This window comes from Sphingobacterium sp. E70 (assembly GCF_019285695.1).
In the GTDB taxonomy this organism is placed as follows: Bacteria; Bacteroidota; Bacteroidia; order Sphingobacteriales; family Sphingobacteriaceae; genus Sphingobacterium; species Sphingobacterium detergens.
The window spans coordinates 3,585,635-3,608,678 of record NZ_CP079104.1; the positions used below are offsets into that span (position 1 = coordinate 3,585,635).

Genomic DNA, 23,044 nt, shown 5'->3' on the forward strand with positions numbered 1-23,044 from the left:
TTCTGCCACCTCTTCAATCGACATCGCATGTAGATCGGCAACTTTTTGGGCAACATAAACTAGGTAGCTGCTTTCGTTTTCTTTGCCGCGGTAGGGAACAGGAGCAAGGTAAGGAGCGTCCGTTTCCAATACAATATGCTTTAAATCGATCTCTCTGACGACGTTGTCCAATCCTGCCTTTTTAAAGGTGACCACACCACCTATGCCAAGCGCAAAACCTAAGTCAATTGCATGCTGGGCTTGCTCCAATGTTCCGGTGAAGCAGTGTAGTATGCCAAACAACTTTTCGTCATGAAGTTCTTCCAGCAACTCAAATAATTCTGTGAAGGCTTCTCGGCAATGAATGTCGATGGGTAAATTAAGGTCCTTAGCCCATTGCACTTGTGTTCGAAAAGCATCTTTTGAATTTCCAATGTGCTTTTATCCCAATAAAGATCTAATCCAATTTCACCTATGGCATGGACTTTGTTATTCTCCAAGCTCTTTTGGATGTTGTTTAATTCGTCTATATAGTTTTCCTTAACATCACAGGGATGTAGTCCCAACATAGGAAAACAGTGTTCAGGGTAAGCTGCAACCGTATCGAATACAGGTTTGATGGAAGCACTATTTACGTTTGGTAAAAAGAGTCTTTCTATATGGTTGTCTAAACAACGTTGTAAGTATTCTTGTAGTTTATTGGTACCGGCGTGGTAGTAAATGTGTGTATGTGTATCAGTAAGCAACATAGTTTTCTGCGTGGAGGCAAAAGCGGATTAGGTAAAACTTCTTTTATTATTATCGAATAAAGAGGTAGGCTTCATTACCAAAATTTCAATTCGTTCTCCAAAGATAACTTATTAATTAACAAAATGAAAATTAATAACGGATTCTCTTATTGCCGGATAATTGAGCTGGAAAAACCAAAAAGGAGAATTTGAGTCATATATGGGCTATACTTTTTTCTTATCTTGGAAAAAATAACATGTGGTAAAACATACTTTATTATTTGCTGTTAAACAGAAGAACGGTTGTTGCCCTATTTTTTAAAGAATAAATGAATCATATGATGAATAAGAAACTATGCATAGGGTTGTTTGCCTTTGTATCGGTTATGTGTTTAAATAAGCTGCATGCGCAGTCGCTGGTCGACCCATCGGTAAAAGATATTATTCAAAAGGCCTTCCAAACAAATAAGGAACTAAAACTAAAGGCATATGAAGTTGACAAAGCACGGTTGGAGGCAGAGGGTGTAAAAGCGAACAGACTACCACATGTATCGGCCTTAGGACTATACGGATATGTGCATAGCAACGGTAGTGTGGATATTCCTACCGTGAATGTTCCGCTCTTGAATTTAGGGCTTTTTGAGGGGCGACGGGATTTAGCATGCATGGACAGGCGGCATATGCGGGTGTTTCGGTGAAACAAATTATCTTTTCAGGATTACAAATACCTAATGGAATAAAGGCCTTAAAAGAGAAGGCCGTTGCACAGCAATATTTAGAATCTGCAAGCCGTGAGACACTGTCAAAAGATATTATCGCTTCTTTTGATCAGTTAATGCTTCTAGACGAAGTCGATAAACTTATTGTCGATTCGGAGAAAAGATTAAAAAAGAACAAGAAAAGGTCAATAAAGCAATTCAACATGGATTGGCTATTCCTTATGATCGTGATAAACTCAAACTGGCTCTGCTTGAACTAGAGGAGAAGAAAGTTGAGGTAGCTGGAAACCGGGATCTCCTTTGTCAAAAATTCAACAGGAAGCTGGTGTTCCTTTTCAGGAAGTCAGTGGAATTCATTATGGATTAAAACCGATATTTTTATCGGAGATCCCGAATGATGTTGAGCAACGATCAGAACTTAAGGCCTTGGAGGCTTCATCAAAAGCCTATGAATACCTATAAAAAGGAAAAAGGAGGTGCCCTTCCAGCAGTTTTTGCCTTTGGATCGGCAAATTACTTAAATGTATTCAATTCAAAATTGAGTGTAAAAGACCAACCGTTATTGGGAACAGTCAACCTTCCACTAAATTCGATTAAGGGAGCCCAAATCTCTTGGTTGGACTCGGAGTAAAATGGGATCTTTATACAGGTGGAGAGCATCATAACAAGATCAAACAGGTCAAACTTGATCAAACCATTAATGCTACAAAAAGGAAGATACAGAAGAAAAACTAAATCTGTTATTGCGTAAAAATAAAGTTGGCTATGGTACTGGAAATCAGAAAGTGAAAGTAGGTGAACAACAGCTGAAGGTTGCTGAAAACAACTTATCTATGGCCGTAAAGCAATATCAGGCGGGATTGATTGATGTGACAGAATTGTTGGCAGCAGAAAATGACTGGTATAAAGTCAATTTGGGTTATTTTAACAACGTTTTGCAACAACGAAATGCTGCAGTTGAATTATTACACACATCCGGAAAATTATTACAAACTATACATGAGTAACATGAAAAATTTATATGGGATATTATCCTTGTCTATTTTTGTTTCCTGTACAAATCAAGTGAAAGAAAAACCCATCGAGGGTAAAGTGGAGCGAGAGCAGGTGACCGTAGTCACAAAAGTACCCGGTAAAATCGCGAAGATCTTTGTTGCAGAGGGGATTTTGTGCATGCTGGTGACACTTTGGCTATTTTAAGCATTCCTGAAGTGGACGCCAAGGAGGAGCAGGCAAAAGGAGCACTGCAATCTGCTGATGCACAATATAATATGGCTGTTAAAGGCGCTACCAAAGGGCAGCTGATCCAATTGCAGGCAAAAGTCGATGGTTTGAAAGAACAATACGAGTTTGCGAGGAAGTCAATCGGAAGACTTGAGGCGCTATTGCAGGATAGTCTGATCCCTCAGCAGAAGTATGATGAGACTTATGCAAAGTATCAAGGTGCTAAAAACCAATATCTTGCTGCACAGGCAGAAATGGCCGAAGCTAGGACTGGTGCCCGACAAGAACAGCAGGTGATGGCTTTGGGGCAAAAGGAAAGAGCACTTGGAGCTGTATCTGAGGTTAATGTTGCTGCACAGGAGAAATACGTGATTGCACCGCAGGATATGAGCGTCGAGACAATCAATCTAAAAGTTGGTGAACTGGCGATGGCTGGCTATCCAATTGTTAATGGATACCTTGATCGTTCTACTTATTTTAGATTTACATTGCCTGAAAATCAGATCGGAAAATTACAAAAAGGTGCTACAGTAACGGTTGAAGTACCTTATTTGAACCATAAAAGGTGCCCGCCAAGATCGTTAGTATCAAGGCATTGAATTCCTATGCCAATATCGCTTCAGCGTACCCTGATTTTGACCCGCAGCAGGCTGTATTTGAATTAAAGATCGTCCCTGAGGATATGGCTGGAACGAAAGATTTGTTAACAAAAACGCTCGTGGTTCTCCAAGCGAATTAAAGTGAATGGATGTGAAAAGATTTCTAGAATTAATTCAACGGGAGTTTAAGCTCTTTTTTAATAATAAGGTTCTGCTGATGCTCTTTCTAGGAGCACCGGTACTGTATGGTGTCTTAGTTGGGCATGTTTATCAACAGGGCAAGGTGACCGAAATGCCTGTAATCGTAGTGGATGAAGATAACAGTCCTTTAAGCAGTTCATTTATAGATATGCTTTCGGACAATGAGAGTATTCAGGTTGCAAAGGTATTGCCTTCCTTGTTTGATTCTAAGGATGTCGCTATTCAATATGATGCAACGACAATTGTTCATATCCCCAAAGGATTTGCTGCAGGTGTGCAGCAGAGCCGTTTGCCAGAGGTGACCGTGTTTGTTGATGGGGCGAATACATTAACTTCAAATACAGCCTTAATGGCTGTCAATGTCTGTGCGATGACGCTTAAGGCAGGTATACAGATTCAATCGCAAATGAAGCGTGGGGTACCGGCAAAAGTGGCCGCCCAACAGTATGAGCCCTTTAAGACAACAATAGTTAAGCAAAATATTCGAAGTGGGAATTACCTCTATTTTATGCTACCAGGGTACTTATCACCGTATTGCAACAAGTGTTGTTATTGGGCTTGGCTCTATCTTTTCTTCAGAATTTGAAGGGAACACGTTCGCTGAACTTGTCAAAAAGTTTCCAATCCGATTGGGCTTATTCTCGTAAAGATATTGCCTTATGTTTTAATGTCTATCGGGATATTGCTGTTGTATTGGGCTTTTGGTAAGTACTATCGAATGCCACTCCAAGCAGACTTTGGCCGTTTTGTACTGTGTACCTTCGTGTTTTTGTTGGCTGTATGTTTTATAGGTGTGCTTGTGAGTATGGTTTTACCGTCCCAACTAAAATCAACGGAAGTATTAATGGTGATCGCAACACCAGCTTTTATTCTGAGCGGTTTTACTTGGCCTTCGAGTCTAATGCCGGGTTGGGTGCAAGCTATTGCGAATGTTATCCCTTCTACACATTATCTTCGGATTTTTAGATTGCTATTTATCCAGCATGCTGAAAACTATCATACCCATAAACCCTTAATCGCATTGACTATTATTATGATTATTAGTTTTGTACTGGCGGTTGCTGTACTTTGGTGGAAGATAAGAAAATTAAAGCAGGCTTTAGGTGAAAAGTCGAGTTAAGCAATAGATATAAAATACTGTGAAACATGAAATAAAATTATTTTGATTTGTTGTTAAATTCTCTCGCATCGTAAATTCTTAAAAGACAGTTTATACTTCGGTTTTTATTGAATTTTAGGATGTGAGTATATTGTAGAATATTTTTTTCCACATCATGTTCGATTTTATCCAAGAATGTACCCAATAATGTATTAGTGGTCGTTTTGGTTTCGGTTCGACGGAATTCCGAATCTCAGAATAGTCTTAGACAAATACTTCTTTGACAGGTATTACTGTCATTACGGTAGGTTTTGTTTTGCAAAGCTGTCTCTCATCCGATACGGTTCCGAGTACTATGGCGTCCTTGAACTTTAACACAATCAATTATTTTTAAAGGGAGTAATTTTTTTTTAGTTTCAGTGAATATTCGAACAAAAATATTCTGAAGCTAGGGTCCCATTCATAGTGGCAATAAGCAAGTCCCGATTTTTGTACAGGGAAGAGCGTGTAAGAAAGTATTTATGTCCAATAATTCGATATCCCAATCCACATAATATTCGCTGCTTCTGCGTGATTTCTGGCATTAATGAAAGCTTCAAAGGAAAAAGTATATTTTTAGATATAAATTCGTCAATTGTCAGATCATTCCAAATTTTAACTCGAATTTATGAGTAAGTACTTGTTTACAGGATTCTATGTAATGATCGTAGATGTTATGTTGGGTCCGATAATTTGATGGAATACGTATGGAATATTGGTGTTTATAGTAGTCATTCGAATACAGCTAGCAAGTTATATTCTTTTTTCTCTGAGTATTCTCTCTCCATCTTCTTGTTCCTTTCTGTTCATTATATGATCATTATTTGAATGGATCCTATAACCATACAATGGATATTCGATGTGTTTACTATGGATATGGCCAGCTAATTCTAAAAGAGGAAACATGAGCGCCATATCATACGGAGCTTTTAAAAAGTAGCCTTTGTCATTTTTAAAATTCATGTCGAAATTTGGAGTTCTTTGTAACGTATGAAAAAGATCGTATTGAAAAGTTTTTAGATGCGAAGCATTCCAACGAGCATTTCTTATATTATTAAAATCATCTTTCGAATAACTTGATGAGTGAAGTTGTCCGTTGGAAAGGGAAATATATGAGCCATAGGTAAGTTTACAACGATAAAAAGAATAATACCAATTGATCGTTTGAAGAACAAAATTGTGGAGCAATATATCATCTCCATCTACTATTGTGATAATTGAACTCTTACTTTCAGGCGCTAGGTTTGCTAAGACAGATACAATGCTCTCAATCGCAAATAGCTGTTTTGGATTTCTAATAATAGTTATTCTCTCATTTCGGAATTTTTCGATATATGTTGATGTTCCATCGGTAGAGCAGTCATCTATCAAAAGAATACGATAGTTTGAATAATTTTGTTTTGTTAAGCTTTCATAGCACGCATCTATAAAATTAATACAATTTCTAAATGGTACAATAATAATAATTTCCTGCTCTGATAACTGAGGCTGTTTACTGCCTATGACAAACTTTCTTAGGATGCTGCCACTTAATAATTCAATTATATTATTGAATCTATTTTCTTCGATTGATAGGAGCAGTAATTTAAATATTGGGGAGGTTAAGTAAAAAGATTTTACTTTCTCTAGTCGATAAGTGAAATAAATGTTATTTGATATTGGTAACAAAGGACCTGATGTTATCACTCTATTTGAGATGAAGTGAATTCTGTGATCCACGATTAAATTTATATTTTCGAAAATATGATGGTGATATATAGCTTCGTCTTCATAAAAATATACGATATCATGCTCATTTGAAATGGCATCTTTCAAATACGATTTCAAATGTGATAAGGTTTCGTTATCATTCATCGAAAGTTTGTATGAAGGGATATAATACTCATTTTCTATTGACATACAATCATATATTTGTTTAACATCTTGAATTAACCGATTGAAATTTTAATAATTTATCTTTTAGTTTTACATCTTTTATAGTTACAATGTCTATCTTTATAAGAACAGTCAATCCGGGCTGGAATATATATACTGATTCGGCAGATCACTTTACATTGTTTAATTGAGATTATAAGTTCATGTGGATGGCGTTTTATTATTAAATAAGATTATAAAAATAGTGTATTCAGTAATAATTGCACTATTGCAATCAATATTCGAAATCACGTCTAGTTTTTTTAAAAGTTATATTACTGATGTCTCTGACAGAATCTAACGGATGAACATGGTAAAATACGTCCTGACTAAATGTGCCCATTTTACTAAGTACTCGTTAATTTGTTTGAACAATATATTTGCATACAGATTTATAAAATATCTCTATCTATCTAATATAGCTAAAAATTTTCATTTATTACACTATTAGTTGGATATTCTTATACTGAGTTTTGAGCTATAACATTTTTATTTCCTTTAATGGTTTGAAATTGATATAAAATAATAAAGGGTTGTCTGATTATATGTCATGAGATAGTTGTGTTAATTTTTTTCTTATAGTGTTTTAATATTATAAAAAAATATTATATTTAGATATATAAATCAGTTTAATTATGAGAAATCTAAAAAACATTAAGAAGCAAAAGTTAACAATTGACTTGCAGAAAGAATTGAGCGATGAAGAATTAATGCTTATCGTGGGAGGAACTTCAGTTAATGCCGGTGGCGGCTCTTCCAGTTCCACCAGTGGTGACGTTTGTTGTGACGGTACTTGTGTTTGTCAGACATTTTGCTGTGGAACCCGACCTTAAATTAATTTAACATTCTAAAGGATTATAGTAAAGTTGTCTTTAACTATAATCCTTTTTTATATCTGCATACGAATGAATTGGGAGAAAATTTCTAGTTTTTTTGACGATAATAAGGTTAAAGCACTGAGAGAAGGATTATTGAAAGATAGAGGGTATTTATCTGTTGATGAATATCTAACTTTCCCTAGAGGAATAGAGTCAAAGAAGAAACTGGATGCTTTTAGAGCTGAAGTCCTCTTTTTATACGAACGATTTGACTTTTTTTTGCTTAAGGATCAAATTTCTATTACGGAATCTCCCCTTCACTTTTTATTTATCCCGTTTTCGAATTACGCATTAACTTACATTCGACCCAGTTCGATGCTATCGGACGATAAGATCATATATAAAGTTATAGATTCAATAATTGAAAAGTTTTATAACTCATATCATGGAATTCTAGAGGAAGAATTGAAGATATATATTAATGAACTTCAAGCCATGCGAACAATTGAAACGGAACGTTTATTTGTTTTGGAAGCTTCGAATCTATAGAATGGTATAACTATTTATTTGATAAATATCCTGTATTTTTCGATCGTGTTCATAAGATTCTAAATCATTATATTCAGCATATTAATAATTTTTTTCTAGACTCACTGCTGATATTGATCAGATTATACTCGAGTTATTAAGTGATTTAGAGAACCCGAAGATAATTGATATCAAGCCAAATTTGGGGATTTTCATAATAATTGTCAGTCTACAATCGGAATAATTTTCGAGAACAATGTCGAAGTATTCTATAAAGCACGTTCGTCCAGGGGAAAAGTATTTTTTTAGTTTGATGAATAATTTATGGCAGACGGGCCTGCCAAAATCACTCGTGGAAATTACTTCAATCGATAAAATGAGTTATTCATGGCATAAAGGTATTCGCGAGAAAGAACTGGAGTTTGTCGAACAAGCCAGCTCATTTTATTTTAATCAAGGAATCAACTGTTATCTAGCTTATATTTTTGGTATACAAGACTTAATCGTTGATAATATAATTGCCGTTGGAGAGACCCCATGTTTTTTTGATTTGGAGATTTTGCTCCATCCGAAATACCAGCGAGGAAATAACTATAAAGATAGTTCGCAGACTTCTGTATTGTTTATAAATGGCATTCTTAAAACAGGACTTTTGCCCCAGTTTGGGTTTGAGACAATTAACGATTCTGGGTATAGCAATGGCGGGTTATCGATTTTAGAAGATCATCAAAGGCACAGCAATATTCCAATATATAAATCGAAGCAGATTGGAATTGATCAATATGTGGAAAATTTTTGTCGGGATTTGAATATATGCACTCTTTTATCTTGAAAAATAAAGAAATTGTTGAAAAACAGATTAAAAGCAGTGATCCGATTATCTGTCGCGTATTGATTCGATATACCAATATATATACCCGGCTTTTGACAAAGTTATCTACACAGACTTTTTACAAAGCTTCACCGCAGAAGCGTATTTATTGGAAATGCTTTGGCGAGGTTACCATCCTGTTCATATGCCTGCGGAGGTTATTCAATCTGAAATTGATCAGTTATTAAATGGGGATATTCCATTTTTTCAGGTGTGGTCAGATTCTACAGACCTATTAGGACCAGATGGTGAAATTGTTTTCAAAAAATTTTTAATAAGACTGGGCTGGATTTTGCCATCGAAAAGATGAGAAATTTTGAAATTGAGGAGAATTATCAGATCCAGTTAAATACCATAAAAAGATCGTTTACTATTCATGAAAATGTTAATTTGAAACTTGAAAATGGTATTGTTTCAGGACTGGGCAAAGATAATCTTGTTGAGTCGATAGCTGAATATTTGCTTAATCTGGGGCTTCAAACGATAGGTATTTCACGTATATAGATTACACGATTACAAAAGATAGTATGTGGAATCAAGGAATTCAGGACTCCGACTTATTTAATGGTATTCCCGGAATTGGACTCTTTCTTTTAGCTTATTATAAAGAAAGCGACGATAAAAGATATTTGTCTAGTGCAACGAAAATATACGATCAAAGTGTTGAATATTTTTTGGATTGCTGGAATGAAATAAAAGATAATCCTACGACAGACATTGGCACGTTTCATTTTCCAATATCCATACTCTATATGAGCATGCTCTATCGACAAATAGACAATAGGTTTTCATTTGCCCTAGCGCCTGAAACTGAGGGAATGTTGATCGAATATATTGAGTTAAAACTTCATAAAGATGAAAAAAGAGATTATCTTTTTGGGGCTACTGGTGTCGGTTTACTTCTTATTGAGTTTGAAAAGGAGTCTTCTTTTCCACATAAAATCAGATATCTGATTGAAGAAATTGCTGAATATTTACTTGAGAAATCCTCGCTAGCAAAGAACTTTGGTATTACCTGGGAAACAACTTCTTTTAATAAATGGGGTGGTTTCGCTCATGGTACAGCATCAACAAGCTACTTTCTATTTAAAGTTCATGATCTAACAGGAAATAAAAGATACTTTGATGCTGGTGTCGAGGCTCTCAAATATGATCAATCTCTTTATAATAAGGAACTGGGTTTTTGGCAAAAAACGGAGGATTTTGTTGGAGAGGTTCATCATGGATGGGCAAGCGGAGTCGCAGGAATTCTTCTTAGCCGCCATTTGATTTCAAATTTCTATACAAATGATTTTTTGCATTTCGAGATTGAAGAAGCCAAAAGATACTTATAGATGTTGGAATGTTATATGTTGACCTTGACCACAGTCTTTGTTCCGGATTTTTTGGTATTCTGGAGATTTATGAGACAGTCTTGGGAAAAGACAATATAACACAAGTTTGGAGACAAAAATATACAGATGTTGTTAAGGATTTATCTATGGTTAAATGTGGGGATGGAATAAACACCAAGTTTTAAATGGTTTTTTTATGGTATTGCAGGGATCGGCTATGGATTACTGAAAAATTACAAGAATACCTCGTTACCTTCGATGTTATATATGTAATGCGTAGAAATATAAAACAATTTAAGATGAGAAAAATACTATTGTTTTTATTTTGGAATATAATATTACTTTGTGGCAATTATTTAAAAGCACAGAATGTCTACGAAGTAATTGATTCGACTGATATCAAAATCGAAGCTAGGATTAATTTTATTCGTAATTATTTTGCAGGCGACAGAGAGCAAGCAAAAGAATTCTGGCACCCAAAATACCAACAAAAAAAAAGACTATAATTATGCAGTATTTATTGATGCGGTGTCTAGAAATTTCAGCCCTAAAGATATACGGAAAAATAATAAATTGTTGATTTCTGAATTAGAAATGCTAAATGATACATTATCTTATTGTAAGATAGAAGTTTTTACACTGGATGGACTGCATTATTTAACTTACAAATATTTTATTATTGATATTAATGGAAAATTATTTTTCGATAACTGTCTGCCATACGAATTGTCTCGCTTTCAGAATGTCCCTACTGAATATCTCGACTTTTATATTTCCCCATATCATACAATTTCCAGAAGTGCTTTAACTTCGGCTAGTAAAACCGTGGATTCACTGTATAATGTTTTGAGACCCGGCCAGAACAAAGAAAAGTTTAAGATATTTATGTGTTCAAATATAGAGGAAATGGATATTCTTAGTAATATGACTAAATATTATGGATATGTGGGCGGTTTTACTAATATGGAGGAGAAATATGCTGTATATGCCTATGATTCGCCTATCCATAAACATGAATTTGTTCATTTGATACTAGGAAAAAGAAGTGGAATGGGGTATATATTGGGTGAGGGCATACCTACATTATATGGTGGAGTATCTCCGCAAATAAGCTATTATGAAGGAAGAATGGAATTGCAGGAAGGTTATAGAAAGGCATTATATAATTTTGAGAAACTATATAATAGGGAAATATCTAATGCGAAAAATAATGTGCCCTCGTACACCATCGCTGCTGTGGTTTGCGAATATATTCGGCGGAAATTTGGGCTGGATGAATTGCTTGCTCTCTATTATAACCCTAATATTAATGACGACAATTTATTGGTTGAGCTTGCCCGAAAAGTCTTATTACCAAAGAACGTTTAATTGATGAAATTGAGGTAATTATATTCGAAAAATGACCGAAACTTATAAGAATAATTTGTTTTTTGCTCTAAGCAAACGTCAGGAAAAGAAAGATTTTGATTCATATTCTAAAAATGAAAATGATATTTATAATTTTTATCTTTCAAAAGTTATTGAGCTTCCACGTATCTTTAAACAGACTGATATATTTGAGTTGTCTACGTTTAGATTTTATGACGAAGATTTAGGTAATATAAATACGCTTTTATTAAATAGAAGGCTTAACTCATCATTTGAACTCTATATAAGTTCATTTGTTAGTTTTATAAATAAACAATATTTGATTGCGAATTACCTTTTCCATCAGGTTCTCAAACATTTAAAAATGATGACAGATATAGGAACTTATGTGAATGTTCAATTTATCAAGTTGCAAATTTCACAATGCTTCGATCTTAATGGCGATCGGAGGTCTTCCTTGAGATATCTGCTTGATGTGGTACGCGGATTTAGCCAAAACCATCTACTGTTATTGCATGCGAATAATTTACTCGCTTCTACCTATATGAGAATCGGAGTTTATTGTGAGCGAGTATATAATAATTACGGTTTAGCTCATTACACAACGTTTAAAAGCTGCTATTTACGAGATTTATTTAGGGAAAAATACCTAATTTGGTATGTGAACAATACTTAGCTACTGCATTTAGATTATATGCTAAGACATGGACAAAAAGCGTTGATCAGTACTATTGGTTTAGTAAGTCTCTACAGCAAAGAATGCTTGTGTTGCAAGGGACGAATGACAATTTTAATAAGGCCGAACTTATGTTTTTATTGTTTGACTTTTGCCGTTTTCTAATACTTAATAAATATAAAATTGCTATTATCAATTCCAAAGCGAAACTCTTATTAAAAATTTTCTGTGCAATGGAGCCACAATCGCGCTTAGAATATGCCCTAGCAGCAAGCCAATATTCTATGATGATTTCAAAGTCGTTAATGTCATTAGGATGTGTTGGGTTTATTAAATGGCTCTATATTACAGAATATTTCGTTCAAAAAATCAATGATACTAAAACTATAAATGCTTTTGTAGCATTTAAACAAAAAGTTGAACAATTCTTTGAAGAGAATTAACTATGTTACGGAAAATAATTGACGAAGCGTTATCACATAATAGATATTTCTTTCATAAAACCGATTTTTTTACAGGGAATTGGGACTAAGTGTATCGATGGTCTTGTTTGGCATGATTAACGAAGAAACATCTATCTATGAGAGGGGAATGTTGAAGCTTCAGGACATCATTAATAAATGTAAGAACAATCAAGAGTGTAATGACAAGGATATTTGGATCTTAGTTGTTCTCTTGAAGTTTCTTCATGAAAACGATTTTATTGAAATAGAAGAAAACACTTTAACAAGCTTAATTCCAAATAGATATAAGTGTTCGGCAAATAAAATGGTAAGAAGTAAATATTTCACTTGTTACGCCTATATTGGATTTGATTATTTGGACCTTCATACTATTTGGCAAGAAATGATTTTGGAATTATCTGACATTATATTACGGGAAGATAATATTCTGTTCATCTATAACTGTTTCTTTGCAGCGACCTGTTTTGTACGAAGCGGTAATGAGGAATTTGGAAATATTCTAGTGTTGATAAAAATATGACCGAGAATCTGTCGATCGAACAATTCGATTTTCTTTCAATTGATAATCTTGTAATGCTTTGGAAGATTACCCAACAGGATGCTTGTTTGAGCGTTATAAAAAATAGAATGGAACATATGTTATACGCAGGGCAATCACTTTCGAGTTTAATAAGAACGACATATCAGGTAAGTGACCTTTATGACGACGATAATATAATTGAGAAAGTAAAGTTAATGGTAATGACAACTGGTAACTGGTCTTTGGTAAATGGTAAGTTATCTCTACTATTCTTGGATAAATCAATTTATAAAAGTTCTGATTTGCAAAGTATTGGTTTTGTGTTTAATTTATTTGATTAATTATCAACAATGATATATATAGCAGCTCAGCCATCGGATCTTTATTTTGCTTGGCAAATCCAAGTCTATATTCACAATTTTTACACGATTGGAATTCCAAAGGAAAATATCCACGTTATTTTATCCGAGACATCTAATACCGATGTCTTAGATTTAGCTGAAAGAAATAAGGATTTGGCTTCTTTTTTTTCTATCCAGATACCCGGGAAGATCATTACTATGCACCTACCATACGACCACATTTAATAAAGAAACATTTTGATCAATATCCATGGCTTGAGCAGAAGCAAATTTTTATCACGATGCCGATATTATTTTTAGAGAAAAAATAGATGAAAAGACTTTTCAGATAGTTATAATTGGCATCTATCCAATACGTTGGACTATATAGGGCTAGCGCATTTAAATTCATTTGGTTCCAGTATCATTAGCTCTTTATGTAATATTGTTGGCTTACCTATTGATGAAGGATTAGAGAATATAGAAAATTTTGGGGGCTCAGTACGTCATAAGAGGTGTTAACTATACTTTTTGGAATAAACATGAAAAAGATAGTGAAGCGATATACAATTATATAAAACATAATAAGCCTATATTCAAGTCACTTCTGATTGATTATGCTTCGAACAAAGAGGTAAATTTTGAAAAACTACAGGAGTGGTGTGCCGATATGTGGTCAATGGTGTTAAATGGTATCTATTTTGGATTTAATCTTGAAATTAATAGCGAGCTGGATTTTTGCTGGCCTTATCAACCTGTAAATAGATGGCATAATACTAAAATCTTGCATAATGCTGGTGTTACAGCACAACAATCCGAACACTATTTTTATAAATCAAAATACATCAATTACACCCCTTTCGAGGATCATGACCTGGATAAATACGACTTTACGAAATGTACCATTAAATATGTGGAGGCGATCAAATCTGCAAGAAATTGTACTCTGAAATCATTATACGGAAGTTATGTTATATTTATATGCCAAGAAAATTGTACGAAGGAGCAAATTGAAGTCCAAATAAGATATTTCGAACGATATTTTTGTGATTATAATCTCTGTATTTATTCTGAAGAGAAGTCGGAAATTGAAAATATACCTGGAGATTATATGTTTAAATTGCGGGGCATACAGCAATTGTTGGATTGCGTTGGGAATAATTTATGTATCATTATTAACCCATTTATTATTTTCGAACATAGGCAATTTTATAATGCTTTCCTGGACGTAAAATCAAACCACTTCGAATTGGTCATTCCATACGACAAACTTATTAAAATCGATGACATATATAAAAAGAACTTTTTAAAAGGAAATTGAATACATCTTATTTTATAGATGAAGAATTGGAAGGTAATGATTATTATCTGAATAATTTTTTGATTGTGAATAATATCACGCCACTAACTACTTTAGGGAATACTAATGTATCAATACTTTTATCCAACTTTTTGACAGCTGGCTTAATAAATTGTAAGACTTCGAAAAGATTGAAGTTTGATTATTTCTATGCCAAATTCTGATATTTAAAAATTTGACGACTGCTAAATCGAGGTGATTTAGATACAGCAAGCGGTGGAGCAGGAAACACAGATTGCATTAATTTCTCATCGAGTGGATGTCGCAGAAAGTGAAATTATAATTGAAACAAATAAAAATGTTAAACAATTTAAATAACCAGCATCTGATCGTTTAATATTGCATTTTTATAATAAGGTTTAGGAAGAGTTGAATAATAATGGGATTATTATATGTTTGAAAACGTATCTAATCTTATCATAAGGGAGAAAGAGCAAAAGATACAAGAGTCAAAAAACTCTTGTATCTTTAAAAGAGTTATTTCTTTGCTGCTGGAGCTTTTGCCGTAGGGGCAGTAGCAGTTGGTGCGCCTACACCTGGCGTTGTTGCCGCTGGTGTTGGAGCTGGAACTTTTCCTGGTTTGATATCCAATACCTCAACTTCAAATACCAATGGTGCATATGGAGGAATTTTACCTTGAGGACGATCGCCATAAGCCAATGATGAAGGGATTACTAAGGTTGCTTTAGTACCTTTGTTAAACAATTGGAATGCTTCAGTCCATCCTGGGATAACACCGTCAACACCCAATTGGAATTTCAATGCTTCGTAAGGACGTTGTGGCATAAAAATACCTTCTTTCTTTGCGATATCCGGAAGGTTCGTGTCAAATACTTTTCCAGTAGTCAATGAACCTACATAATTAACATGGATAGAATCACCTACTTTAGCATTTGCTCCTGTTCCAGGTTTAGTAATTACATATTGAAGTCCTGAAGCTGTTTTTGTTGTTTTTAAGCTTTTATCTTTGATGTATTTATCCAATTTTGCAGGCTCAGCAGTTTTGTGTTTGTTCAATTCTTCTTCAAAATATTTTTGAACTTGTTCGCCTAATTGTTGATCTGTTAATTTTCCTTTTTTGAAGTGTTTTTGACTTTAATTGAGAAAACTAAAAACTTGTCAGCAAATTCTGGTTTTGGTTGATGTGTTTTTGCTGCCATAGAATCCAAATTAATTTTGAATACCAAGCTATCGCCTTCACCAACATATTTAAATAGACCGGTAGGGTCTCCAGGATTTTTTGCAATAATACTATCTGGATATAATTGAACGATCTGAGGAATACCCATTTCGTAAGTGCTGCTCATTACAGAGTCTCTATCTGTCGATTGTACAATGTCAATTGCTAATAAATCGCCTGATACTGCTTTCTCTTTTGCATTATCATCCACGATTTTATACTCAAGACCACCTTCAGCCTTTTTGAATTTTTGGCATGACGTCATCAAAAGACCGGCAGCCGCGAAAAATAGAATTGCTTTCTTCATTTTCTAATGTATGTTACGATATCTTATTTTGTTAATATTTCTTTATAATTTGGTAAAATCGATTTGAATTTTGCGATCACAACAGCTAGGCTATCTTTCGAATTTCCGCCTGAAGCATTGAGGTGACCTCCCCATTGAAATACAATTTACAGATTTCATTACAAGGAACTTCTCCAATCGATCGCAAAGATAGTTTAATTTGTTCATTTCTGTCAATAATTAACGCAGCTAATCTAATTCCTTTAATGGAAAGTGCGTAATTGACCAAACCTTCTGTATCTCCAGTGATGACCTGAAATTGATTGAGGTCTTCTTTGGTGACATGAATGACTGCCGTATTATATTCATGAATAACTTCAAGACGGTTGAGCAGGCAAAATCCAAGGAACTTGAGACGGCTTTCCGAAGAGCTATTGTATATTTCTTCGTGGATCGCCCAGTTTTGTGCGCCACAATCAATCAACGTTGCGATGATACGGTGAATTTCTGAAGTGGTAGAACGAAAACGAAAAGATCCTGTATCGGTCATAATCCCGGTATATAAACAAGTAGCCATATCAGCGCTAATATTGTTTGCATCTTGCATCTCATTCACCAAAAAGCGATAGATCAATTGTGCAGTCGCAGCTGCAGATGGATCCCAAAATGCATAATCTTCAAACCCTTCCGGATCCAAATGATGATCAATCATGCATTTGATCCCTTTTGCTTGACGAATAGGATCACCCATCTCATGAATGCGAGCGAGCCCATTGAAGTCTAAACAGAATAATAAATCTGCAGCTTCAATCTGTTGATTATGTAGGTTGATATTTTGCGTATAAATCTGTACATTTTCCAAACCAGGTAACCAGTCTAAAAAAGCAGGAAAATCTGATGGTACGATTAGATTGACATGATGTCCTTTGCGGTTAACCAAAAATATAATCCCAACGATGAACCCAATGCATCGCCGTCAGGTTTGTAATGCGTGGTGATTACAATGTGCTTTGGTTCAGCCAATAATTCTTTTAATTCTTCCGATTTTAGCATAGTCATATTAAGTCTGCAAACCTACTATAAAAATTTAGATTAGACAAATTTTTTATAAACATCTTTCGCGTCTTATTGTGTTTTGTTTTGGGGTTAAAAAAATGATTTTCAGTTGCTTAGAATTTGTAGGCGTAAACCTTAAAATCCTTTTTCATACAAATCAAATAATTAGCATTGTCGCCATAGTTAATTGGCCCATAATAGAATTTCGAAAACCCTTCGATAGGGAATCCATCCTGTACTAAACCATCTGAGCCGAAAAGATAAATCATCCGATTGTCTGTGCCGACTCCCAAGACGTCGGATTTTCCAATACGCTTAAAGAATAAAGGTCTGTTGCTCGCATCTTCGATGAATTTATATTCGAAATAGGAAGAGGAGTCTCTGCTGCTGTAAGCATTCAATTTATTGTTGGCCAAAATGATAAAGTCTCTGTCTGCACCACCACTGATATCTTCAAAATTAAAGAAAGCATCTTTGCCCCAGCTGCCTAATTTAATTTTTTTGACTCTCCTTCAAAAGGAACTTTGAAAATACTGCCTTTATTATCGGCGACATAGACAAATGAATTTTTTTCATCTGAGGCAGCTACTAAACCAATCGGATTCCGAACGCTTTCGCCGTCTGTATCTAAGCTTTGTTTGCGAATGATCTTACCATTTTCATTGAAAAAATAAACAGAAGCTGTGCTTGTACCCGCTATAATGTAATTGGTTTGCCCCAGTGTGGTTATTTTTAGATCAAAAAGTATACGGCTGTCTACAGTATTATTTTCAAATCCCTCTATTCTTTTGCCATCTAATGAATAGGCTAAGATGCGATCTGTGGCAGGAATATAGATACGTTGTTCTTTATTGAAGTTAGATATTGTGGCCCCATAGCTAGCCGTAGAAGGTAATTCGACAGAAAAACCATTCATATTTTTTCCGTCAGGTCTGATCCGATATAGTCTGCTTTTGGTGACAATAATGATGCTAAGATCTTGCAATTGAATTGGTTCACCTAAAATCTCGCCTTGGAAAAGGTTTTGCCAAAGTTCCTTTCCGTCTGGCGAAAACGCATGTACGGTATGATCCTGCTCCTGGATCATTATAAATTTGTTTTTGCCATCTTGATCCAAAACCCAAGGTTTGTTGATGATGCGGCTTTCAAGCTGTACAGTCCATTCAGGTTTTCCTCCAAGTCGTGTATCACTTTTGTAAAGAGCGTATAAGCTGGACGAGAATGTCCCTTGATTACCACTTAATTGATAGGACCATGAGTAGAAATTTTGAAAACCAAACTGCTCTTCATCTTTAAAATTTTTGGCATAATCAGATTTTAAATTATCTAAAATATTGCTTTTGCCAGCTTTGGGCTCTAAATAGAAGGTTACATTGCTACGGCTATTTTGTAAAGCCGCGTGATTTTTGAAAATTGCTGTTCCCGATAGAAATTGCTTTTCACGGAAAGATTCACGATAATCTCTTAGGATGCCTGTTCGATTTGCGACAACCATGATACCATCAACGATGGTAAAGTATGGTCTTGTAAAACTTTTGAACGGCTCTCCGAAAGAGGCATATAATAGCTGGGAATATTTAAATTGATAGATCGAGTCACCGACAGATGAACTGAATTTTTAAAGTTATTTGCGAATAAGCTCGAATCAGATATGCTAATCAGCCCCAGTACATCTTGATTGTCTAATTCAGCCAGCGCAAATTCATCATTAAAAAGAGGGGCGATGACACTGTCAAATGATACCTTTGTATCGTCCTCAAGATTTTTAATGCTTTTGCTTACGCGATCGTACTCTTTTTGCTGAATCAATAGTTCTTTGAGTCCCGAACGGAAGCTATGTTCATCGGAAATACTGAAATCAATATAGGATGCTGTATTTTTTTGGTAAGTAGTTTCCTAATGCCTGTACTTGAGCGGTTTGATTGGCAAACAATTGTAGATAGCTGTTTTTACTGCCTGTTAGATCAGTTACACCCTTAAAGATAAGCGCATCCTGTTTGAAATTCATATTCCAGGAAGTTTGTCCCTTGAGAGAATCAATTAAATTGAGGTAATTGCCAAATTTGGATTTCATCAATATGCGGGCGACCTGCGCTAACTGTTCATTGAAAAAATATAAACTGAGTGGTGTATTCTTATTGTTGTGATTGACAAAGAATTCAATTTGCTTTGTGTTTATTTTTTTACATTCTTATCGAAAATTTGCGCAAGCACCTGTTTTGAATAACTGGCAAAGATAATTTCATGGGAATAAGCGCAATAGAGCGTACTGTCTTTTATTCCTTTATTGAATCCAAAGAACCGTTGGCCCAGCGTATCAAAGGGTTGAACTTTATAATTTTTTCCGATTTGCCCGATAAGGGTTGCCAGCGTGTTATTGTCAAGGCTCTGCCCAACTTGTACACTATAAAGAGGTGTTATCTGATCTTTTTCTTGATGAAAAGACAGTAATATCTGTTGCCCAGCAACGAAAGGTGTCAATTGTTCACTTTGTAATAACTCTGTTTTTAATCGCTCGAGATTACTAAAATTTCCCTGTCCTATAATGGCTTTAAATAATTCGTAATCCTTAAATATCGTGTCTACAGTCTCGTTGTTGGCAAAGGATGTTATGGCCAGCGTATTTTCAGGGAGGTATTGTAAGGCCTTGGAATCCTGTTTATTATTTTTATTGAAATCTCCGAAAAGATAAATCGTTGCTGCAATGACAGCTATGAACAATAGAATAGTGATGATTATTGTTTTTTTCATCAGAATATATATTTATGAGTGCTCATCTTCAATGGTATAGATGGACACGTTTCAGTCAATTTGTTTTTATAGTAATGAAGCGATCAACTTGAATAAACTTATGATAGTTTCATCTGTAAAACAAACCTAACAAAAATATGCGGGAAGCGCTAGAAAATCATCTCAATAATGGGGCTTTGTAATATAAATTTAACAAAATATTCCTTATTTTGTTCGGTTTTTAATACATTTATCGGAGAAACACGTTTTCAGCATTCACTTTATAATAATGAATAAGAGAATCATTTTAGCCGCTTCGTTATTGGGAGCATTAGCTGTAATATTAGGTGCCTTTGGTGCCCACGGTCTAGAAGGAAAGGTAAGTGCATATCATATCGAAACTTGGAAAACTGCAAATCAGTATCATTTCTATCATACCTTTGCATTGTTATTTTTATCGACTTTTTCGCGTGCGAAAACCTATTCAATCAAGGTGTCCTTTATTGCTTTTATTGTTGGTATTTTGTTTTTTCAGGATCCTTATATATACTTAGTATCAGGGAAATAACTGGTTTCGGGAATCCGGCTATCTTAGGTCCCATAACACCTTTAGGTGGCTTGTCATTGATTATCGGTTGGATAGCCTTATTTGTAGCGGCATTAAAAATAAATCATAATCCTGCTGTTTAAATAGAATAAAGCTTGCTAGCTTTTTAGATAAAGAGCCTTCCAACGATTAAAAATCCAGGAGGGCTTTTATTTTGAGGGAGGTCACTCACGTATTCTTTCTGTCGCTTTTTTGTATTTTTATCCCATAATAAAAAAATATGTCCAATCCGCAATCTTCGATTTTTAGTGAAAGAGATACCTTGTTTATTGATGTGGTTCTACCGTTAGCTCTAGCACGAACATATACTTATCGTATTCCGGCTGACTGGAATGATCGGGTACAGATTGGGGTACGGGTCATTGTGCAATTTGGACGAAACAAGATTTATTCGGCTGTCGTGAAATCGATCAGCAAAGAAGCTCCACTGAAATACGAAGCAAAGTATATTTTAGATATCATTGATGACAAACCTATCGTCAACCTTGCCCAATTTAAATTGTGGGATTGGTTGGCAGATTACTATATGTGCAGTTTGGGTGAAGTCATGCAGGCTGCACTTCCAGCGGCATTAAAACTGGCAAGTGAAACCAAAGTGATCTCTTCTATAACAGAAGAATTTGATCGTTCGACACTTTCGGATAAAGAATACCTCATTATTGAGGCCCTGGAGGTAGCAGGAGAACTTAAAGTCAATGATATCGTGAAGTTATTGGGACAGAAAACGGTATTTCCGATATTGAAGCAATTGTTTGACAAGGGGATCGTACTTATCTCCGAGGAAATAACAGAAAGATATAAACCCAAAACAAAAGTATTCTTACGTTTTGCCCTGACTTTAGAAATGAGGACGCCAAACGAGAATTATTGGATAGTCTCAATCGTGCACCCAAACAGCAAGATGCAGTTTTGGCATTTATGCAGCTTGTCAAAAAGACTGAAGAGATTACACGTCCGATGTTGGCAGAAGCTTCAGGTTGCGGTAATGGAGCGATCACGGCGTTGATCGACAAAGGTGTATTTGAAGTGAAGGAGAAGGTCGTGTCGAGATTTCAGGGAGAAGATATAGAACTAGATGCTAATTTTCAGTTCAATGAAAATCAACAGCGTGCCTATGATGAGATCCAACAATCTTTTGAGGAAAAAGAGGTAACACTATTGCATGGGGTAACTGCTTCAGGGAAAACTCAGCTCTATATACGACTTATCGAACAGGCAATAGCTGAAGGAAAATCAGCTTTGTATCTTCTACCTGAGATCGCATTGACAGCACAGATTACTGCGCGATTAAAACTGCACTTTGGTGATAAGCTTGGTGTTTATCATTCGAAATTCAATGATAATGAACGTGCTGAGGTATGGCATAAGGTGATGAAAAATGAGTTTCAAGTTGTTATCGGAGCCCGTTCTTCTGTATTCCTTCCGTTTCAGGATCTGGGAATTATTATTGTTGATGAGGAACATGAAAGTTCATATAAACAATTTGACCCTGCACCGCGTTACCATGCGCGTGATACAGCCATTTATCTCGGCTTTTTACATCAGACTAAGGTGCTTTTGGGATCCGCAACACCATCGTTGGAAAGTTACTACAATGCTAAAGCAAAGAAGTATGGCTTTGTGCAGTTATTGGAGCGTTATGGCAATGCGCAGTTGCCAAGTGTAGAGCTCGTCAATATTCCCGAAGAAGGGCGAAAGGAAAATATGTTCTCCTATTTCTCCGGAACATTGTTAAAAGCTATTGAAGAAGCTGTTAAGAATAAGGAACAGGTTATTCTGTTTCAGAATAGACGCGGACACACCACCATGATCCAGTGTAATACCTGCGGTTTTGTCGCCAAATGTGTGAATTGTGATGTCAGTTTGACCTACCATAAAAGTTCCAATATGATGCATTGTCATTACTGTGGGCATGTTGAGCCACCACTTCGGGTCTGCCCAGCTTGTGGAATGCCACATATTGAAAGTAAGGGCTTTGGGACAGAGCGGGTGGAAGAAGAACTTGAATTGCTGATGCCCGAGATCCGGATAGGCCGATTGGATCTGGATTCAACAAAAGGAAAGTATGGCTTTGATAAGATTATTACGGCTTTCGATGAGCATGAGTTTGATGTGCTGATTGGGACACAGATGGTGGCCAAAGGGTTGGATTTTGGGCGTGTTAGTTTAATCGGTGTTGTGAATGCGGATACCATTATTAATTTTCCTGATTTTCGTGCCTATGAGCGTTCCTTTTCGCTATTTTCCCAAGTTGCAGGCCGAGCCGGTCGTCGGGAAGCAGGTGGACGGGTGATTATTCAAAGTTATACGACAAATCATAGGGTCTTGGAGCAAGTCGTTAACAATGATTATGAAGGGATGTTTATGACGGAAATTACTGAACGTAAGAATTACCTTTACCCC

The 23,044-nt window shown here is 35.5% G+C and carries 29 protein-coding genes and 3 pseudogenes; 22 read left to right on the forward strand and 10 right to left on the reverse strand.

The genetic code is table 11. The annotated features are described in order from the left end of the window. Positions 1-27: 27 nt before the first annotated feature. Positions 28-728: pseudogene (locus KUH03_RS25260) on the reverse strand (TatD family hydrolase); the annotation flags it as partial. Positions 729-1,093: 365 nt separating this feature from the next. Between KUH03_RS25260 and KUH03_RS25265 the strand changes: the two are divergent. The 9 genes and pseudogenes from KUH03_RS25265 to KUH03_RS25305 all read left to right on the forward strand — a co-directional run bounded on the left by KUH03_RS25265 (position 1,094) and on the right by KUH03_RS25305 (position 4,570). After that, complete coding sequence (locus KUH03_RS25265; protein WP_257087337.1) at positions 1,094-1,405, forward strand: hypothetical protein; 312 nt, start codon at positions 1,094-1,096, stop codon at positions 1,403-1,405. Then, positions 1,369-1,686 carry a TolC family protein gene (locus tag KUH03_RS25270; protein ID WP_257087338.1) on the forward strand — a complete coding sequence of 106 codons (318 nt, stop codon included), beginning with the start codon at positions 1,369-1,371 and terminating at the stop codon, positions 1,684-1,686. The genes KUH03_RS25265 and KUH03_RS25270 overlap by 37 nt, the downstream gene beginning before the upstream one ends. 40 nt (positions 1,687-1,726) lie before the next feature. Further along, complete coding sequence (locus tag KUH03_RS25275) at positions 1,727-1,888, forward strand: hypothetical protein (RefSeq protein ID WP_257087339.1); 162 nt, start codon at positions 1,727-1,729, stop codon at positions 1,886-1,888. Further along, positions 1,875-2,057, forward strand: coding sequence for a hypothetical protein (locus KUH03_RS25280; RefSeq protein WP_257087340.1), 183 nt, complete (start codon positions 1,875-1,877; stop codon positions 2,055-2,057). The genes KUH03_RS25275 and KUH03_RS25280 overlap by 14 nt, the downstream gene beginning before the upstream one ends. Before the next feature lie 112 nt (positions 2,058-2,169). After that, on the forward strand, positions 2,170-2,433 hold the full coding sequence (locus tag KUH03_RS25285; protein WP_257087341.1) for a TolC family protein: 264 nt from the start codon (positions 2,170-2,172) through the stop codon (positions 2,431-2,433). Further along, entirely contained in the window at positions 2,426-2,626 is a 201-nt protein-coding gene (locus tag KUH03_RS25290) for a hypothetical protein (RefSeq protein WP_257087342.1), read from the forward strand. The genes KUH03_RS25285 and KUH03_RS25290 overlap by 8 nt, the downstream gene beginning before the upstream one ends. Continuing rightward, positions 2,596-3,249, forward strand: a complete 654-nt coding sequence (locus tag KUH03_RS25295) for an HlyD family secretion protein (protein WP_257087343.1) — start codon at positions 2,596-2,598, stop codon at positions 3,247-3,249. The genes KUH03_RS25290 and KUH03_RS25295 overlap by 31 nt, the downstream gene beginning before the upstream one ends. Further along, on the forward strand, positions 3,246-3,389 hold the full coding sequence (locus KUH03_RS25300; protein WP_257087344.1) for a hypothetical protein: 144 nt from the start codon (positions 3,246-3,248) through the stop codon (positions 3,387-3,389). The genes KUH03_RS25295 and KUH03_RS25300 overlap by 4 nt, the downstream gene beginning before the upstream one ends. A gap of 77 nt (positions 3,390-3,466) precedes the next feature. Next, positions 3,467-4,570: pseudogene (locus KUH03_RS25305) on the forward strand (ABC transporter permease). A gap of 771 nt (positions 4,571-5,341) precedes the next feature. Here the strand turns inward: KUH03_RS25305 and KUH03_RS25310 are convergent. Beyond that, positions 5,342-6,442: a glycosyltransferase family A protein gene (locus tag KUH03_RS25310; protein ID WP_257087345.1), complete on the reverse strand. Its 1,101-nt coding sequence runs from the start codon at positions 6,440-6,442 to the stop codon at positions 5,342-5,344. A 965-nt stretch (positions 6,443-7,407) separates the two neighbouring features. On the opposite strand from KUH03_RS25310, the gene KUH03_RS25315 reads away from it, so the two are divergent. The 10 genes from KUH03_RS25315 (at position 7,408) to KUH03_RS25360 (ending at position 14,743) form a co-directional block, all read left to right on the forward strand. Continuing rightward, entirely contained in the window at positions 7,408-7,869 is a 462-nt protein-coding gene (locus KUH03_RS25315) for a hypothetical protein (protein WP_257087346.1), read from the forward strand. Between the two features lie 235 nt (positions 7,870-8,104). Next, entirely contained in the window at positions 8,105-8,680 is a 576-nt protein-coding gene (locus tag KUH03_RS25320) for a type 2 lanthipeptide synthetase LanM (protein ID WP_257087347.1), read from the forward strand. A 345-nt stretch (positions 8,681-9,025) separates the two neighbouring features. Further along, on the forward strand, positions 9,026-9,223 hold the full coding sequence (locus tag KUH03_RS25325) for a hypothetical protein (RefSeq protein ID WP_257087348.1): 198 nt from the start codon (positions 9,026-9,028) through the stop codon (positions 9,221-9,223). A 23-nt stretch (positions 9,224-9,246) separates the two neighbouring features. Beyond that, positions 9,247-10,053 (forward strand): lanthionine synthetase LanC family protein, encoded by an 807-nt coding sequence (locus KUH03_RS25330; RefSeq protein WP_257087349.1) that lies wholly within the window; start codon positions 9,247-9,249, stop codon positions 10,051-10,053. A 384-nt stretch (positions 10,054-10,437) separates the two neighbouring features. After that, positions 10,438-11,421 carry a hypothetical protein gene (locus tag KUH03_RS25335; RefSeq protein ID WP_257087350.1) on the forward strand — a complete coding sequence of 328 codons (984 nt, stop codon included), beginning with the start codon at positions 10,438-10,440 and terminating at the stop codon, positions 11,419-11,421. Between the two features lie 31 nt (positions 11,422-11,452). Then, positions 11,453-12,097 (forward strand): hypothetical protein, encoded by a 645-nt coding sequence (locus tag KUH03_RS25340; protein ID WP_257087351.1) that lies wholly within the window; start codon positions 11,453-11,455, stop codon positions 12,095-12,097. Then, positions 12,076-12,540: a hypothetical protein gene (locus tag KUH03_RS25345; RefSeq protein WP_257087352.1), complete on the forward strand. Its 465-nt coding sequence runs from the start codon at positions 12,076-12,078 to the stop codon at positions 12,538-12,540. Before KUH03_RS25340 ends, KUH03_RS25345 begins: the two co-directional genes overlap by 22 nt. A 79-nt stretch (positions 12,541-12,619) precedes the next feature. Next, positions 12,620-13,081 (forward strand): hypothetical protein, encoded by a 462-nt coding sequence (locus KUH03_RS25350; RefSeq protein WP_257087353.1) that lies wholly within the window; start codon positions 12,620-12,622, stop codon positions 13,079-13,081. Beyond that, a complete protein-coding gene (locus KUH03_RS25355; RefSeq protein WP_257087354.1) occupies positions 13,078-13,422 on the forward strand; it encodes a hypothetical protein in 345 nt (114 codons plus the stop codon). The genes KUH03_RS25350 and KUH03_RS25355 overlap by 4 nt, the downstream gene beginning before the upstream one ends. A 490-nt stretch (positions 13,423-13,912) precedes the next feature. Continuing rightward, on the forward strand, positions 13,913-14,743 hold the full coding sequence (locus KUH03_RS25360) for a hypothetical protein (protein ID WP_257087355.1): 831 nt from the start codon (positions 13,913-13,915) through the stop codon (positions 14,741-14,743). Between the two features lie 516 nt (positions 14,744-15,259). Here KUH03_RS25360 and KUH03_RS25365 read toward each other — a convergent pair. The 8 genes from KUH03_RS25365 to KUH03_RS25400 all read right to left on the reverse strand — a co-directional run bounded on the left by KUH03_RS25365 (position 15,260) and on the right by KUH03_RS25400 (position 20,055). Next, positions 15,260-15,799, reverse strand: a complete 540-nt coding sequence (locus KUH03_RS25365) for an FKBP-type peptidyl-prolyl cis-trans isomerase (protein ID WP_257087356.1) — start codon at positions 15,797-15,799, stop codon at positions 15,260-15,262. A gap of 47 nt (positions 15,800-15,846) precedes the next feature. Continuing rightward, a complete protein-coding gene (locus KUH03_RS25370; protein ID WP_257087357.1) occupies positions 15,847-16,269 on the reverse strand; it encodes a hypothetical protein in 423 nt (140 codons plus the stop codon). Between the two features lie 85 nt (positions 16,270-16,354). After that, complete coding sequence (locus KUH03_RS25375) at positions 16,355-17,188, reverse strand: bifunctional oligoribonuclease/PAP phosphatase NrnA (RefSeq protein WP_306429159.1); 834 nt, start codon at positions 17,186-17,188, stop codon at positions 16,355-16,357. A gap of 229 nt (positions 17,189-17,417) precedes the next feature. After that, positions 17,418-17,720 carry a hypothetical protein gene (locus tag KUH03_RS25380; protein WP_257087358.1) on the reverse strand — a complete coding sequence of 101 codons (303 nt, stop codon included), beginning with the start codon at positions 17,718-17,720 and terminating at the stop codon, positions 17,418-17,420. A 71-nt stretch (positions 17,721-17,791) separates the two neighbouring features. Further along, positions 17,792-18,799, reverse strand: a complete 1,008-nt coding sequence (locus tag KUH03_RS25385) for a hypothetical protein (protein WP_257087359.1) — start codon at positions 18,797-18,799, stop codon at positions 17,792-17,794. After that, entirely contained in the window at positions 18,769-19,113 is a 345-nt protein-coding gene (locus KUH03_RS25390; protein ID WP_257087360.1) for a hypothetical protein, read from the reverse strand. Before KUH03_RS25390 ends, KUH03_RS25385 begins: the two co-directional genes overlap by 31 nt. 49 nt (positions 19,114-19,162) lie before the next feature. Further along, entirely contained in the window at positions 19,163-19,378 is a 216-nt protein-coding gene (locus KUH03_RS25395; protein WP_257087361.1) for a hypothetical protein, read from the reverse strand. A 101-nt stretch (positions 19,379-19,479) separates the two neighbouring features. Beyond that, on the reverse strand, positions 19,480-20,055 hold the full coding sequence (locus tag KUH03_RS25400) for a hypothetical protein (RefSeq protein ID WP_257087362.1): 576 nt from the start codon (positions 20,053-20,055) through the stop codon (positions 19,480-19,482). Positions 20,056-20,356: 301 nt separating this feature from the next. Here KUH03_RS25400 and KUH03_RS46665 point away from each other — a divergent pair, with 301 nt between their 5' ends. The 3 genes and pseudogenes from KUH03_RS46665 to priA form a co-directional block, all read left to right on the forward strand. Next, positions 20,357-20,602, forward strand: coding sequence for a DUF423 domain-containing protein (locus KUH03_RS46665; RefSeq protein ID WP_306429160.1), 246 nt, complete (start codon positions 20,357-20,359; stop codon positions 20,600-20,602). Positions 20,603-20,861: 259 nt separating this feature from the next. Next, complete coding sequence (locus KUH03_RS46670; protein WP_306429161.1) at positions 20,862-21,647, forward strand: hypothetical protein; 786 nt, start codon at positions 20,862-20,864, stop codon at positions 21,645-21,647. After that, positions 21,599-23,023, forward strand: a pseudogene (gene priA / locus KUH03_RS46675) (primosomal protein N'); the annotation flags it as partial. The gene KUH03_RS46670 and the pseudogene priA, both read left to right, overlap by 49 nt. Between the last annotated feature and the right edge of the window lie 21 nt (positions 23,024-23,044).

Coding starts and splice junctions, on each gene's coding strand:
- KUH03_RS25320 (WP_257087347.1), top strand. CDS start 8,105: ATGTCGAAGTATTCTATAAAGCACGTTCGTCCAGGGGAAAAGTATTTT.
- KUH03_RS25290 (WP_257087342.1), top strand. CDS start 2,426: ATGAGTAACATGAAAAATTTATATGGGATATTATCCTTGTCTATTTTT.
- KUH03_RS25385 (WP_257087359.1), bottom strand. CDS start 18,799: ATGGTTGTCGCAAATCGAACAGGCATCCTAAGAGATTATCGTGAATCT.
- KUH03_RS25370 (WP_257087357.1), bottom strand. CDS start 16,269: ATGAAGAAAGCAATTCTATTTTTCGCGGCTGCCGGTCTTTTGATGACG.
- KUH03_RS46670 (WP_306429161.1), top strand. CDS start 20,862: ATGTCCAATCCGCAATCTTCGATTTTTAGTGAAAGAGATACCTTGTTT.
- KUH03_RS25270 (WP_257087338.1), top strand. CDS start 1,369: ATGCATGGACAGGCGGCATATGCGGGTGTTTCGGTGAAACAAATTATC.
- KUH03_RS25340 (WP_257087351.1), top strand. CDS start 11,453: ATGACCGAAACTTATAAGAATAATTTGTTTTTTGCTCTAAGCAAACGT.
- KUH03_RS25265 (WP_257087337.1), top strand. CDS start 1,094: ATGTGTTTAAATAAGCTGCATGCGCAGTCGCTGGTCGACCCATCGGTA.
- KUH03_RS25310 (WP_257087345.1), bottom strand. CDS start 6,442: ATGAATGATAACGAAACCTTATCACATTTGAAATCGTATTTGAAAGAT.
- KUH03_RS25280 (WP_257087340.1), top strand. CDS start 1,875: ATGAATACCTATAAAAAGGAAAAAGGAGGTGCCCTTCCAGCAGTTTTT.
- KUH03_RS25395 (WP_257087361.1), bottom strand. CDS start 19,378: ATGAAATCCAAATTTGGCAATTACCTCAATTTAATTGATTCTCTCAAG.
- KUH03_RS25330 (WP_257087349.1), top strand. CDS start 9,247: ATGTGGAATCAAGGAATTCAGGACTCCGACTTATTTAATGGTATTCCC.
- KUH03_RS25400 (WP_257087362.1), bottom strand. CDS start 20,055: ATGAAAAAAACAATAATCATCACTATTCTATTGTTCATAGCTGTCATT.
- KUH03_RS25325 (WP_257087348.1), top strand. CDS start 9,026: ATGAGAAATTTTGAAATTGAGGAGAATTATCAGATCCAGTTAAATACC.
- KUH03_RS25315 (WP_257087346.1), top strand. CDS start 7,408: ATGAATTGGGAGAAAATTTCTAGTTTTTTTGACGATAATAAGGTTAAA.
- KUH03_RS25355 (WP_257087354.1), top strand. CDS start 13,078: ATGACCGAGAATCTGTCGATCGAACAATTCGATTTTCTTTCAATTGAT.